This window comes from Flammeovirga yaeyamensis (assembly GCF_018736045.1).
GTDB lineage: Bacteria > Bacteroidota > Bacteroidia > Cytophagales > Flammeovirgaceae > Flammeovirga > Flammeovirga yaeyamensis.
Genome location: NZ_CP076133.1, coordinates 2,068,578 through 2,082,691 on the forward strand (window position 1 = coordinate 2,068,578; position 14,114 = coordinate 2,082,691).

Genomic DNA, 14,114 nt, shown 5'->3' on the forward strand with positions numbered 1-14,114 from the left:
TTAGTCGATTATAGTTCTAAAAGTTAAGTTGATACGTGGAGTATTCACCTTTTTCGTTTTTGGTAAAGCATGCATCCAATGCTCTTGAATTTCACCTTTCATCAATAACAAAGTACCATTTTCTAATTGAAGATCGATACGTTCTTTAGAAACTTTATGTTTAAATGAAAATTTTCTTGTTGCTCCAAAAGATAAAGATGCTATTGTCCCTCTTGGTTTTAATTCTTTTTCGTTATCCGTATGGTAAGACATTCCTTCCTCACCATTATGATAATAATTAAGTAAACAAGAATTAAAAGTAGTGTCTGATATGCCTTGTACTACCTTTGATAAATCATTTAATACCTCTGTATAAGGCAAGGCCACTTTTGTATTTTTTGAGTAAGTATATTCGTACGGCTTTAACCCATACCACCCTACTTTCCGTTTGGTAATGATTTCTTTTCCAAACATCATGATTTTATCGTGTTCCCAATGGATTTCATTGGCTAAAATTTCGAAATATTCATCACTTACTGTTTTGGAAAACAGATGAGGATAGTATTCTATAATACCATCATAAGGTAGCTGTATATCAGAGGGTGTATAGGTCATAAAATATCAATCTATTTCACCATCCATTGTTTAAATTTACTTACCTTTTCTTTGGGGATAATGATCTCAATTTGCTCATCACTTTTTATTCTGAGTACCCACTTCCCGTTGTAATGTGGTTCAATACTTACAACTCCATTAATATTTACAATAAACTGACGGTTCACTCTAAAGAAGTATTCAGGATCTAACTCTTTCTCAAGCTTATCTAAAGTTAAGTCAATATGACCACTTACACCATTATCTTGATGAACGAAAACAGTTTTATTTTCAGATTGGAAAGCATGTATTTGATTTACTTCTGCAATAGTTAGATTGGTAGGGTAATTTACCCATATTCGTTGTCTAAATGATAGCTCTTGTTGTTCTACTCCTTTAGCAACGTCTTTGATGGTTTCATTAGACAAGTGATTAATAGTATTGTTATTAAACTTTTCTAATGACTTTTCAATATCACTTTCGTTAATGGGTTTTAGAAGATAGTCAACACTATTTACCTCAAATGCCCTTAATGCATAATCATTATATGCTGTAACGAAAATGATTGGCACTTTTAGGTCAATATCTTTATAAATATCGAAGCTTAAACCATCCGATAATTCGATATCAGAAAAAATTAAATCGGGTAGATCAGATTTACTATTAAAAAACTCTTTACCCTCTTCCACAGATTGTATAGGAAAAATAAACTCAGCACTTGGCATCACTTTTTCGATACACTTTTTTAAATATCTCTGTGCTGGAATTTCGTCTTCAATAATTAATATCTTCACCTTTTATTGTTTTTCGTCTATAAGTGGAACTTTAACTTTAAAATACTCTTCATTTTCCTCTACTACAACCTCCCCATCTAAAAAGTTCTTGTAGGCTTCCTTTAAGAAAGTTAAGCCAATTTTATGAGATTGTGGCTTTTGTGGTTTCAACTGTTTATTATTTATAACACTTATGAAACCATCTTTAACTTCAATTTCAATTGTTAGAGGTTTTCGAACTGTGGCCGTATTATGTTTAAAACAATTTTCTAGTAGCAACTGTAATGCAAGCGGTGGAATTTTCAATTCCATTTGTGTACTATCAATGTTTTCTTTCAGTAATAGTCCATCTCCTAATCGAACTTGATGAATTCTGATGTTCCTCTTCATAAATTCCCATTCCTCTTTGAGGGGCACCAACTCTTTATCTTTGCTATCCAATACATAACGATAAATATTAGATAGATCCAATACGAAAGTCTTAGCTGATTGAGGATCATAATCTATTTCCGAAACTAAAACATTAAGACTATTGAATAAAAAATGTGGATTCAACTGAGATTGTAAAGCTCTGTTTTCCACTTTCAACTTTTCTTGTTTTAGTTCAGCTATTTGTAATGAAGACGTCCTCCATTTTCTAAGAAAATCGTCGGTTACTGCTAAAGAAGAATATAAAAGCAATACAATGCATTGATTCAACGCAAGAACAACTTCTTGTTTTCTAAACTGAAATGGATTTTCTTTTTCATTAATAATCCCCAAAAGAACAATTGAGATATAAAAAAACAAAAAACTTAGAATGCATAGAAATACCAATTCCAAGGTGATCCTTAAATGAGGTTTGTCTCTTATTGAAAAGTTATCCATGTACTTAGATAATCTCTTCCCAACAAAAACAGTCCCATTAAAATAAATCAAATAGATATAAGTAATGGGAAAGAAAAACATTTCCCTGATGTAAAAGTCATCAGATACAGACCAATAAGTAAATAGGAATAAAATTATTGATACAAAAAAGGTAAGTACCGGAGATAACCAAGGATAATCTTTTTCTAGTATTGTCATGAAATAGTACGGTGTAAGCGTTATTACTAAAATCTTAAGGTAAATTCACTACCCTCATTTAATGCTGTTTTAAGCGTTAATCGACCATTATTTCTACGCATTATTTGTCTTGATAAACTAAGTCCAATACCTACGTGGTCTTTCTTTGTGGTATAAAACGGTATAAATATTTTGTTCTGAGCTTCCGAATCAATTCCAGATCCATTATCAATAATTCTGATGATAGGCTTGTTCTTATTCTCATCCTGAGTACTTCTTATGATCACGGATGCTCGTTCAGCACCTGAAGTCTCTAGCTCCTCCACTGCATTTTTTACAACGGCATCAATCACCGATCTAATTTGCAATGGATCTGCCGTCACTAATATACTTTCTTGCTGTAATTGAAGTTCGAACTTCACATTAGGATAAGTCGATTGATAAGATTCAACGGCTTCTTCACAAAGTTTATTGACATTGAAATGTTCAAATTGACTTTCTCTTAAATGTGCTAACACTCTAAAATTCTCCGCCAAAGTAGAAAGTGATGAAACTCGATGTGAAATGGTTTCCATAGGAGAAATTAAATCAGAAATTTCTTCTTTGGTAGGCACCTCTTTGTCATAATTATCTTTTAAGTATTCAAGTTCTCCTTTCACAGTATCACTTAAAGACGCAACAGGTGCAATAGCATTCATGATTTCATGAGTAAGCACAGAAATAAGAGCTTCCCAAGCTTGTATCTCCACTTTCTCCACCTCTTCTTCTACTCTTGATATACTGTAAACATGAATCATTTCTCCTTTTACATACAAGAGCATTTTTTGAACTACAACCCTTTCGGATGCATACATTCCAGGAATAGTACAGTGATAAATGCCTTCCTCATCTTTGTTATTAAAGATATTGAATAATTCTTCTGATATATCTTCGAAATCCAATACGTGAGAAGACTTCACTCCAGTAAAAAGACGTTTTGTAGTTTTATTAGAAAAAACCACTTTACCAGATGTATCAAAAGCCACAATTGCGGTATCTAACTGCTGTGCTATTGATTTATAAAATTGTAAATCAGATTCTCTTTGTGATCTTTTGTCTCTAAACCTGTTTAAAGCTTTTTGAAAAGTTTTATTTAAATCATCTTTTGCCTCGTTGGTATTATTGATGGTAAACGTCTGTGTTAGATCATCATAATTAATGGAATCTAAAAACTTACGTAAATCAAAAGCAATACTATTTAATTTTTGCAATAAAAGCCATACTTGATACCATATTAATGCAAACACAAATACGGCATTGGCAATTAATTCTTTTTGTAAAAAGAAACTAAATATAAAGGCACTCAATACGATTAAGAAAACACGTAAGGAGACCTGAAGTCTAAATTGTTTAAAGACCATGTTTTTCTAATCTACGGTAGAGAGATGCTCGCGTTAAACCTAAAGATTTAGCCGCTTTAGAGATGTTACCTGAGTATTTACTTACAGCTTTTTGGATCATCATTTTTTCAACAGTGTCCAAATCAAATTCTGATAAGTCAAAATCTTCTTCTTCCTTTTTCTTTTCAACCAAGAAAGTAAAATCTGTTGGCTGTAATGTATCGGTATCTGCCATAATTACTGCTCTTTCTAAAGCGTGTTGTAACTCCCTTACATTACCTGGCCAATAATATTTCTGAAGCTTCTTCATAGTAGAAGCAGCTACCTTCATTTTTCCTTTACGATATTTATTAGCGTATATCTTTAAGAAGTGTGCCACTAATAAAGGAATATCCTCTGCCCTATCTCTTAAAGGTGGTAAATGAATTTCTACAGTGTTAATACGATAAAGTAAATCTTGTCTAAATTCTTTATTTTCCACCATTTCATATACCGGCATGTTGGTCGCACACACTAAACGGATATCAACAGGGATCGTTTTATTATCACCCACTCTAATTACTTCTCTCTTTTGCAAGACAGTAAGCAATTTAGATTGTAAAGTCATTGGCAAGTTACCAATTTCATCTAGGAACAAGGTACCTTTATTTGCAATCTCAAATCGACCAGCACGATCTTCTCTAGCATCGGTAAACGCCCCTTTTTTATGTCCAAATAATTCTGATTGAAAGAGTGTTTCTGAAATAGATCCCATATCCACTCCAATAAAGACATTTTCATGTCGTAGTGACTGTTCGTGAACGGCTCTGGCGATTACTTCCTTACCTGTACCGTTTTCGCCAAGGATAAGAATATTTGCATCCGTTTTACCTACTTTAGAAATAAGAGCAAACACTTTTCTCATGGCCGGGCTATCACCTATTACAATACCCTCAGAACCAGGCATTTTATTTAATGCAGATGATAATTCTGTTTTTTCTTCTTTTAGGGATTTTACTTCTTCGTACGATTTTTTTAATCGAACAGCAGAAGTTAATGTCGCAATAAGTTTTTCGTTATTCCATGGTTTTAGTACAAAATCTGTCGCTCCTTGTTTTACAGCATTTACAGCAGTTTCTACATCACCGTATGCGGTAATCATAACGACGACTGCATTTGGATCTATTTCTAATATTTGCTCCAACCAATGAAACCCTTCTTTTCCAGAAGTAGTATCTTTTGTGAAGTTCATATCCAAAAGAATAACATCATAGCTATCGTTCTTTAATAAAAACGGAATTTTACCTGGGTTACTCTCAACTTGAACCAAATCTGCATTCTTTTTTAATAACATTTTGGCTGCCAACAAGATATCTTCGTTGTCATCTATTACTAGAATTTTTCCAAGGGGCTTACTCATTATTTCGACGGTGAATTATAATTTGATTGTACGTTTATGGACAGAACAATTAAAGAATAAAAAATTTATGAAAAAAATAAGTGATACAATATTTTTGTTTTATCATGTTATTTCTAACAAAAACATCAATTTGTTAGTGGATTTACTAGCAAATCAATAGAATATTAGGTGATTTACAATTGATAAAAATAAGAGTTCCCTCGTTAAGATTCATTCAATAATTTTTTGTAACAATTTCTATAAATTTGAGGTATATAAATACATAATATTACTTATAAGGAACACTATAAACATAAAACGATGACTAAAAAGTTAATTGGTACGATTCTTCTTGCTGCAGGTGTTTCACTAACATCTTTAGCAGACAACCCAATCACTAAAAAGAACAAAGTGAGAAAGGGTTACAAAACAACAACAGTACAGAAAACTCAAAAGAGTATTTCAACAAATGAAGATGTTGCTGTTGTAAGAAAGAACCGCAAAGGTGCTTACCACATACAAAACCATGCTGGCGTAAATACTTTGGCAGAAGCACAAGGTGTAAATGCTGGTAAAACAGTTGATCAAACAACTGCAAAATATCCATACATGAAATGGAGTAAATAAAAGAATTATGAAGCCTGTGAGAAATCTCAGGCTTTTTTTATTTCTATTGATGAATCGAAACTCAGAAGTTTGTTTTAAAACAGAAAAAATATAGTCTCAAAATCTTTAAAAAAAAGAGGTAGTCATATACAAATTATGACTACCTCTTTTACTAATTTCTTGTGTGTGATATTTAAAAGGTTAATTTTTTAGTCAAGTATGAATTTACTAAGCCAATGCTTAGAAAACTCAATGCACCAAAAGAAAATACTAGAACTAATAATAAACTGCTGTAAGACATTCCTTCTACAGAATATGTATTCAGAAGAAGTAATAAACCTAAAACAAAGTTTATTAAGGACAATCGGTAGTAATTTAAATGATCACTGTAAATTAATTGAGTGAAATTTTTTTCTTTCATCAGTAAGATTTTTCAATGTATATCTATAGTAATATGCTAATCAATTCTAAAGACAACCGAAAATTCAATGTGGACAATTATTGACCAGAAAAATATCTCACACAAGGTGAAAAATTTTTATTTGGCCTTAATCCAGTATGTCTAGAGAATAATTTAGTGAATTTGTGATCGTAAGATTTTTCAGAAACGAAACTCTGTTTTATTCTTTTCGATCGTAAGCCAGAGCTAATAAGAACAAGTGTAAAAAACAGTAAGGTGTATAAAGTAATAACGAATTTGAATTTTGTCATATAATAATTTGGGTGGTGTGTTTATTAAGTTAATCAATTCACCCAAATTATTATAATTATCTATTTAAAATTATATGATTTCTAAATTATAAACAGTTCTATTCCATGTATTTCATTTTGATATGATTTTGATTCATAATACCCACAACAACAATGTGATCATCATGCTTTTTGTTATCAAATTTCTTTTCTGCAACTAATGATAAAGTAAGCGTAAACAATGTTACAATACTATATATAATTAATTTCTTTTGTGAGGTTTTAGAATACTTCGACATAATAATTAGCGTTTAATTGTTCATCAGTTTTTTATACCCTTAATACCTGCAAAGTGTTTTAAATTGAAATGATTATGATGTATGATTTCTTAATTAAATCACCAATTGTGAACTATGACATATAAATTCTATATATTTTAAATTAATTTAATTTCCTCTTTTAGATTCTAAAGGATGTTTTTAATATTTTTATAAAATAATTACCTCAAAATTGTACGAAGTAGGTTTAATCCATTATATCTTCATTTTTTACATATGAAACAGTTCTATTATTTATTCTTTTTAATTGGAATGATGCTCTCTTTGAGTGCCTGCCAAGAAAACAAACCACTAGTTTTACATCCTGATAAAACAATTTCAACTTCCACTACAGAAATTCAATACTTTGAGAATTTTGATAAGTTAGCTCCCTTATTTAAACATCAAGATGATACATTAAGAGTAATTAATTTTTGGGCGACATGGTGTGCTCCTTGTGTAAAGGAAATCCCATTCTTCACTACTTTAGATCAAGAGTTTAAATCACAGAACAAAAAAAGTAAAGTGATGTTGATTAGTTTAGATCTAAGCGAAAAAAACTTAGTGAAATTCATCGATAAAAATAAAATTAATACCACTAGTTATTGGTTGGATGATGCCAATGCTAATTATTGGATTGGTGAAATTGAAAAAGATTGGGATGGTGCTATCCCCGTTACTTTATTTATTAAAGGTCAAAATAAAAAATTCCATTTTGGAGATTTTGAATCTCTAGACGACATAAAAACAATTATAAATTCTATCTAACTTTAATTATGAAAACTTTCATTTTAAGCACTTTATCTGTTTTATTATTTTTCTCTTGTGGATCTACTTCAAGCGAGAAAAAAGAAGAAACTAAACAAGCAGCTGTTTCAACTACAGAAACAGTACAAGCTGTAAAAATTGGTGAAATAGCACCAGATTTTAACCTAATCGGCATAGACGATCAACAACATGCTCTAAATGATTTGGCTGGAGAAAAAGGTGCTATTGTTATATTCACATGTAACCACTGTCCTTATGCTATTGCTTACGAAGACCGTATTATCGCTTTAGATAAAAAATTTAAAGAAGAAGGATATCCAGTCATAGCGATTAATCCTAATGATCCCGCTGTTCAACCAAAAGATTCGTTTGATAAAATGAAAGAAAGAGCGGATGAAAAAGGATTCACTTTCCCTTACTTATTTGATAAAGGACAGAAAGTATTCCCAACTTATGGTGCGACAAAAACTCCTCATGTTTTCTTGTTAAACAAAGAGAACAATCAGCTAGTGGTTAAATATATTGGTGCAATTGACGATAACTACAAAGATGCTGATGCGGTAAAAGTAAAGTTTGTTGAAGACGCTATCAATGCACTTCAAAACAACACGGAAATTGCTGAAAAAGAAACAAAAGCAATTGGTTGTTCTATCAAAGTTGCTAAAAGTTAGTTCATTCACTTATTCGTATTAACTTGTAGTAAAGAAACTATTATTGTATCCGGGATTCACTCTCGGATACTGCTTACTCAATATGGCTGAAAAACGTAAAAAAATATTCCCCTTCTCCTCCTTAGTATATTTAACTCTTTTTCTCTTAGCGATTTATGTGTACAAAAACCCAGATACTAAAGATAAAGTTAAACCTTATGCAAAAATCTCTTATGCTTACGCACTAAATCTTAAAGATTTAATTGAAACACCTTTTTATAAACATGTCTCGGGATACAGTATCAAATTACCTAATAAATATACAGTACATGGTATAGATGTTTCCCATCATCAACAATATATTGATTGGTCCAGAGTAAGTAAAATGCACGCGCAAGGTCAATCAATTAAATTTGCATATTGCAAGGCAACAGAAGGATTGGATCATTCCGACAGACATTTTAGTCATAACAAGAAAAGAAGTAAAGAACATCAGATCTCATTTGGTGCTTATCATTTTTTCAGACCCAAAAAAGATGGAAAGCAACAAGCAGATTTTTTTCTAAATACGGTAGGCGATTTAGCTCCTGCTGATATGGTCCCTGTAGTCGATATAGAAGTTTTAGATCGAGTAAGCCCTAGTACAATGAGAAAGAGGTTAAAAGACTTTCTCGATCACGTTGAAAGTGCAATTGGCGTTAAACCAATGATCTACACCGGTGATGTTTTTTACAAAGATTATCTCAAAGGGTACTTCCCAAAATATCGCATTTGGATTGCGAATTATAGTAATGGAACTCAATCTTCAGAAAAAAGATGGACCATGTGGCAACATTCTCAAACTGCTACAGTAGATGGGATCCCAGGAAAAGTAGATATGAACGTTTTTTATGGAAATTGGGAGCAGTTTAAAAAGGCTATGTTAATTGGCTTTCAATAAATTATGATTTTACATGAGTTATTAACCCTTTAATTCTATTAAATTTGTAACTTAAATAAAGACATCAAACTCATGAAAATTTTTAAATCATATACTTACGTACTTCTTTTTACTTGTTTAGGATTCTTTTCTTGTCAAGATAGTATTATCGAAGATCTTCCTACTCCTTCAGGTAATTTTCTTTTAAATCTTGTGGCTATTAATAATGATGTCGATGAAGGTGCAGGATGGAAAGAGTATATGATTACAGAAACCAACTTAGGAATTCATCAAATTGATTTTCTTAAAAATGATTCTGCTTTTACAGCCTTTCAAGATCAGTATCAATATGAATTGATATCTAGAAAAAGTTTTCCTGAACTTAATTTCACTAATCTTCCTGTCAATACTTACGATAAGGTGACTATCTCAATGGATAATCATTTAGATTCAGATGAAAGTGTAGAAATCAATGGGCATTATACTCCATCAAGCCCAACAAAGATTGATTTTTATTTTAAGACAAATGAAGAACTCTTCCTTACTCATACATTGGAAGAAGATTTAGTAATTACCGATGATAAGAGTTTTCAATTTGAAATTGCTTTTCATCTAAAAAAGATTTTTGATCAAGTGACGTTTAATGAATTAGAAAAAACTACTATTGAAGAAGAACTAGAAAATGGACAAATAGTTAGTAAAGATATTATTCTTATTGACAAAGAGAATAATATGGGTACTTATCAATTTATACTTTCAGAATTTCAAAAAAGCTTTCAAACTAGACTTGTTGTAGAACAGCCTAGGACTTAAGAATGTCTTGTATAATTTTAATATGATGATTGGTATGGATGATCATCATCTTCTTTGCTTCTTTTACATTCAATTCTCCAAAAACGAAATGTCTGAAGTAATGATTTTCCGAAAGTGTATCAATTTGTTCTATCAATTGATAACCTTTATCTAATTCCATTTCAACGATAGATAAATCTACATTACCGAAATTATTTACATATTTCGGCGCACGTGCTTTACCTCTCGGCATCTTCTTTATCAACTTTATTATCCACCACTTAATATTAAATACAGATTGATACTGTTCTGGATTTGAATTAATTAAAGCCTCACAAATTAAATTCATTGACAATATAGAATGGTAAACATGCCAATCTACCCCTGCCTTTGAGACACTTGGAACAGTCTTTCTAAATGCTTCTGTTTGTGTATAAATAGCTAGTTGGTTTATTTGGTCAAGTAATGTCATAGTTCATTATTTTTAGTACTATTTTAATTATGAAATAATATTCATTTTTCATTTCTCAATGTTAATATCATAAATTATATTGATTTTTGTTTAACTTCTATAAAACAAAAATATTTATATCTCTATAAACACATTGCACATTGGCTATCAAATACTTATACTGTTGTAAAACTTCAAACAACTGTTAAACATTTTATGACAAATTTGATTTTTACTTCATTTTTCAAAATCCTAAAATAATACAAAAATCAATTTGTTAATTGAATTATTCAAAGAACAATTATATTGATTTTATGAAATTTCAACCAAAAAAATTAACCCACCAATGAGTTTTGTTATTTTTATATATTCCCACTAATGTAATATTTATGAATTATTTTATTTCGACAAACAATAAAGTCCTCAAACTAAAACTTCAAGGGAAAATAACAGATGATGAACTACTTATTTCTTTGAACGAGTTTGCAAAAAAGATTGCTGAGGACAAAATTATGGTAGGTGTGGTAGACGGTAAAGAGTTAACAAATACTATGGAACTTGCCTCTAAATATAGTGTTATATCCACTTTAGAAAGGCTAGGATTCCAAAGAAATTGTAGATTTTATATCGCATCTAATTCACCTATTGAAGAATCACGTATTGTAGAAAATATAGCTTTTAATAGAGGCTGGAGATTGTACATGTTTGAATCATTAGTTGAAGCCACAGCTGCAGCAGAAAAATTCATTTTAAACAATTCTGAAGTAATATAAAAGACACAGATAAAATCTGTGCCTTTACTACTATATTCATAATTAAGTGTGTTCCAAAATTTGATTAATTATGTTGTCCTTCATTCATTAAACACACACAAAACAACACTGTTTAATATTTTAGTGACTTACTTTTAGGTAACTTATCGATACGATACCATAATCTGATGTATCTAATGATTTACCTTTCATGGACTGCATATAATTACCTGCTTTAAAATAATTGGAATCACTATTACAGCCGTTAAATCTGTAGATTTCAGTTCTACCTCCATTGGCTAAGTTGTATAAAACAACGTTTGAGTTTTCAAAGACAAGTTCCAAGTGCATTTCTTGATCTAATGCCCAATTACCATCAATAAAGTCACCTGACATATCGTCATTTTCTTCTGTTACCCAACCCATAATTTTCAGTCGAGCTGAACCAGACGATTGGTTTGGATCTCCTTCATATTGCACTCTAATGACATCATCATATGAGTTAGAAGGGCCGTGAATCTGACCAAAACAAACTTTACCTGAACTTGGCAACTGATTCACAGTTACTTTCCATTCCATTCTATTTATTCCTGATCCACCATCCCAATAAATATTCGACGATCCATCTGCAGTTAATTCTCTAAGTTCAGTTCTCGGATTACCAGAACCCGAAGAAGTTGGATAACCTGCATAACATTTAAAGAAAACGTTTGTACCGTCTGTATAGAACCAATTATCGTTTTCGTAAGTAGATAAGTTTGGAGTATTATCTACAAAAGTCGGATTGTTTAACGTTCCAGAGAATGCATTTAGCTTCCAATTTTGTAACCCTAACACATCGTACGGGTAACCGCCACCACCTGTTGGAGGATCTACTGGATCAACCGGATCCGTACCATTTCCTTCTCCATCGGTACCTGCAAAAGTTACTTCTGTGATACTGTTCCAAGTATTAGATGAATTTCCATAGCCGATAATTTGTACATATCTTCCTGAAACTCCATTTAATGACACATTCTCTAATTCCAACGTATTACCTGATGAAACTCCAGAATATACTACCGTTAATTGATCTGTTGCATTTCCAGCCAACACTTCAAAAGTACTTGACCTTACATCGCCCTTAAACCAAGCCACCTTCATCTCTTCGATATTTTTCACACTACCGAAATCATATCTAATCCATTGACCGGAGCCATTGGCAGACCATCTTGTTCCCAAATTGCCATCCACAGTGTTCGATGGAACATTACCATCATCAGAAGAAGCTACTACAGCTATTGCAGTAAGTGGTTCAGTTCCTGAACTTGGAGGCGGTGTTGTTCCTCCATCTACTTCTATTAAAGAAAAATCGTCGTACCTACCCTCTCCAGCGTAGTATTCTCCTTTAATGGTTACAGTACTTCCAGAGCCTGAATTAAAACTTACCACTTCTTGAGTCCAATCAGAAGCATTACCGCTTCTAGAAGTTTTTACTCCATCTACAGTTGCTGAAATTCTCCAACTTCCTTTAACAAAAGCAGATAATTCATAATTAGCATTTGAATTAATGCTAATATCTTGGGAAAAACTCCCACCGCTTCCTGTGATTTTAGCTGATTTTGTTCCCGTGTTTGCATCTCCAGAAATGGCAGATGGATCAGAATCTGTCCAATTCGTCCAACTACTTTCAAAACTAGCATTAGGAACTGTAACTGTTGTTCGTAAGTTACTTGGTTCGTTTTCTTTTTCTATACTAACCTCATTCTGTTGATTAGTACATCCTATGATGCTTCCTGTTAGGAATGCTCCAACAATCATTTTATTAAATGTATTTTTAAATACATTGTACTGGTTGTTCATGATTAAAATTATTAATGTGTAAAAATTCAAGTCAGTTATTAGTAGTTTATAAAGTGCTACCCTTGGGTAGAAACTTATTATCTGATAAAAAAGTCAGATGATTAACACACATAATTTTAATGAATGAAAGGTGATCAGTTAGTTATATTTTTTTAGTAAAAGAGGTGAATGGACCACCTCTTATGGGTATTTACGATCTATAATTATGTCCAATGTTAGTTAGTTCGAAGGTCCATTCTTCGTTGTTTAGTAGTTTAGTTGTCCGTCTACTTCAGCATATGAAATGTTAGTATTGTCTATCTGTCTATTGTTATCTTTTTACATTTCATATTTAACACATATACAAATTTTTGGTTAGCCACCTGATCATTAAATATCAAGTGGCCTTTTGAAATGAAATGTTAATCTATTTTCTTTATTTCTACCAAATCATATCTTGTTTCAACATCACCAAAGTTCATGGCAAACCTTAACTGAGTAGTGGCAGCATCCATTTTGATGATATAACTTTTTTGTTCGTAATCCGAACTGCTAGCAGATAACGGTAAGTCTTCATCCACAAAAGTGATACTGTTGTCTGGATCTTCCATTACTAATTTACCTGCAGATGTCCCACCTGACTTACTTACATACCAGAAGCTTACACGGTATTCAATTCCTCCTGTTACTCGAATTGTTTGATCTAAGTACTGACTATCGTTTCCAATTTTAGCTCCTGTACTTTCGTCTGGTGGTGTTGGTGAACCCGATCCTGAGAAACTACCCCAAACACTCCTATCACTACACTCAAAACTTGGGCATTGAAACTCTGGCACTAATTCGTCTACTACAACTACTGTAATAGTCGTATCTGAAGTGACATCATTACCATCTTTTGCAGTTAAGCTAACTTCAAAAGTTCCCTCTCCACTAAACGTATGTACCGGGTTTTTATCTTCTGATGTACCACCGTCACCAAAATCCCAAGCAAAAATGCCTGCTGAAATAGATGTATTCGTAAATTCAATGTCTCTAAATTCAGTTTGTGATGCCTTGTATGTAAAGTCGGCAGATGGAGGTGTTAAATCTTCAATAGATCCTACTCCCGGAAGTTCCTCTGTACAAGAAAGTAAAGCGCCTCCCAAAAGTGTTGCTAATCCTAATTTCTTTATGATTGTTTTCATTTTAGTCTGATATAATT

At 32.0% G+C, this 14,114-nt stretch carries 15 protein-coding genes; 6 read left to right on the forward strand and 9 right to left on the reverse strand.

Going from position 1 to position 14,114, the window contains the following annotated elements:
• Genes KMW28_RS27915 through KMW28_RS27935 form a run of 5 tightly spaced genes read right to left on the reverse strand, consistent with a single transcriptional unit; the run spans position 1 to position 5,171 of the window.
• Positions 1-594 (reverse strand): alpha-ketoglutarate-dependent dioxygenase AlkB family protein, encoded by a 594-nt coding sequence (locus KMW28_RS27915; RefSeq protein ID WP_169666645.1) that lies wholly within the window; start codon positions 592-594, stop codon positions 1-3.
• A gap of 11 nt (positions 595-605) precedes the next feature.
• Complete coding sequence (locus tag KMW28_RS27920; protein WP_169666648.1) at positions 606-1,367, reverse strand: LytR/AlgR family response regulator transcription factor; 762 nt, start codon at positions 1,365-1,367, stop codon at positions 606-608.
• A gap of 3 nt (positions 1,368-1,370) precedes the next feature.
• On the reverse strand, positions 1,371-2,411 hold the full coding sequence (locus KMW28_RS27925) for a sensor histidine kinase (RefSeq protein WP_169666650.1): 1,041 nt from the start codon (positions 2,409-2,411) through the stop codon (positions 1,371-1,373).
• Positions 2,412-2,437: 26 nt separating this feature from the next.
• Complete coding sequence (locus KMW28_RS27930) at positions 2,438-3,790, reverse strand: sensor histidine kinase (RefSeq protein ID WP_169666653.1); 1,353 nt, start codon at positions 3,788-3,790, stop codon at positions 2,438-2,440.
• The gene (locus KMW28_RS27935) at positions 3,780-5,171 is read right to left on the reverse strand and encodes a sigma-54-dependent transcriptional regulator (protein ID WP_183363968.1); all 1,392 of its coding nucleotides are present in this window, start codon (positions 5,169-5,171) and stop codon (positions 3,780-3,782) included. Before KMW28_RS27935 ends, KMW28_RS27930 begins: the two co-directional genes overlap by 11 nt.
• A 297-nt stretch (positions 5,172-5,468) precedes the next feature.
• Between KMW28_RS27935 and KMW28_RS27940 the strand changes: the two genes are divergently transcribed.
• Positions 5,469-5,774, forward strand: a complete 306-nt coding sequence (locus tag KMW28_RS27940) for a hypothetical protein (protein ID WP_066215674.1) — start codon at positions 5,469-5,471, stop codon at positions 5,772-5,774.
• A 788-nt stretch (positions 5,775-6,562) separates the two neighbouring features.
• On the opposite strand, the gene KMW28_RS27945 is transcribed toward KMW28_RS27940, so the two are convergent.
• Positions 6,563-6,742 carry a hypothetical protein gene (locus KMW28_RS27945; protein ID WP_066215675.1) on the reverse strand — a complete coding sequence of 60 codons (180 nt, stop codon included), beginning with the start codon at positions 6,740-6,742 and terminating at the stop codon, positions 6,563-6,565.
• A gap of 255 nt (positions 6,743-6,997) precedes the next feature.
• On the opposite strand from KMW28_RS27945, the gene KMW28_RS27950 reads away from it, so the two are divergent.
• The 4 genes from KMW28_RS27950 to KMW28_RS27965 all read left to right on the forward strand — a co-directional run bounded on the left by KMW28_RS27950 (position 6,998) and on the right by KMW28_RS27965 (position 9,910).
• A complete protein-coding gene (locus KMW28_RS27950) occupies positions 6,998-7,528 on the forward strand; it encodes a TlpA disulfide reductase family protein (protein ID WP_169666659.1) in 531 nt (176 codons plus the stop codon).
• An 8-nt stretch (positions 7,529-7,536) separates the two neighbouring features.
• On the forward strand, positions 7,537-8,199 hold the full coding sequence (locus tag KMW28_RS27955) for a thioredoxin family protein (protein ID WP_169666662.1): 663 nt from the start codon (positions 7,537-7,539) through the stop codon (positions 8,197-8,199).
• Positions 8,200-8,281: 82 nt separating this feature from the next.
• Positions 8,282-9,118 carry a glycoside hydrolase family 25 protein gene (locus KMW28_RS27960; protein WP_169666665.1) on the forward strand — a complete coding sequence of 279 codons (837 nt, stop codon included), beginning with the start codon at positions 8,282-8,284 and terminating at the stop codon, positions 9,116-9,118.
• Positions 9,119-9,190: 72 nt separating this feature from the next.
• Positions 9,191-9,910, forward strand: a complete 720-nt coding sequence (locus KMW28_RS27965) for a hypothetical protein (protein ID WP_169666668.1) — start codon at positions 9,191-9,193, stop codon at positions 9,908-9,910.
• Here KMW28_RS27965 and KMW28_RS27970 read toward each other — a convergent pair.
• Entirely contained in the window at positions 9,900-10,361 is a 462-nt protein-coding gene (locus tag KMW28_RS27970) for a DUF1569 domain-containing protein (RefSeq protein ID WP_169666670.1), read from the reverse strand. The genes KMW28_RS27965 and KMW28_RS27970 overlap by 11 nt on opposite strands.
• Positions 10,362-10,729: 368 nt before the next feature.
• Between KMW28_RS27970 and KMW28_RS27975 the strand changes: the two genes are divergently transcribed.
• Positions 10,730-11,113, forward strand: a complete 384-nt coding sequence (locus tag KMW28_RS27975; protein WP_066215686.1) for a hypothetical protein — start codon at positions 10,730-10,732, stop codon at positions 11,111-11,113.
• Positions 11,114-11,233: 120 nt separating this feature from the next.
• Here KMW28_RS27975 and KMW28_RS27980 read toward each other — a convergent pair whose 3' ends face one another.
• A complete protein-coding gene (locus KMW28_RS27980; protein ID WP_169666673.1) occupies positions 11,234-12,934 on the reverse strand; it encodes a polysaccharide lyase family 7 protein in 1,701 nt (566 codons plus the stop codon).
• A 401-nt stretch (positions 12,935-13,335) separates the two neighbouring features.
• Positions 13,336-14,097, reverse strand: coding sequence for a PKD domain-containing protein (locus KMW28_RS27985; protein ID WP_066215691.1), 762 nt, complete (start codon positions 14,095-14,097; stop codon positions 13,336-13,338).
• Positions 14,098-14,114 lie beyond the last annotated feature (17 nt).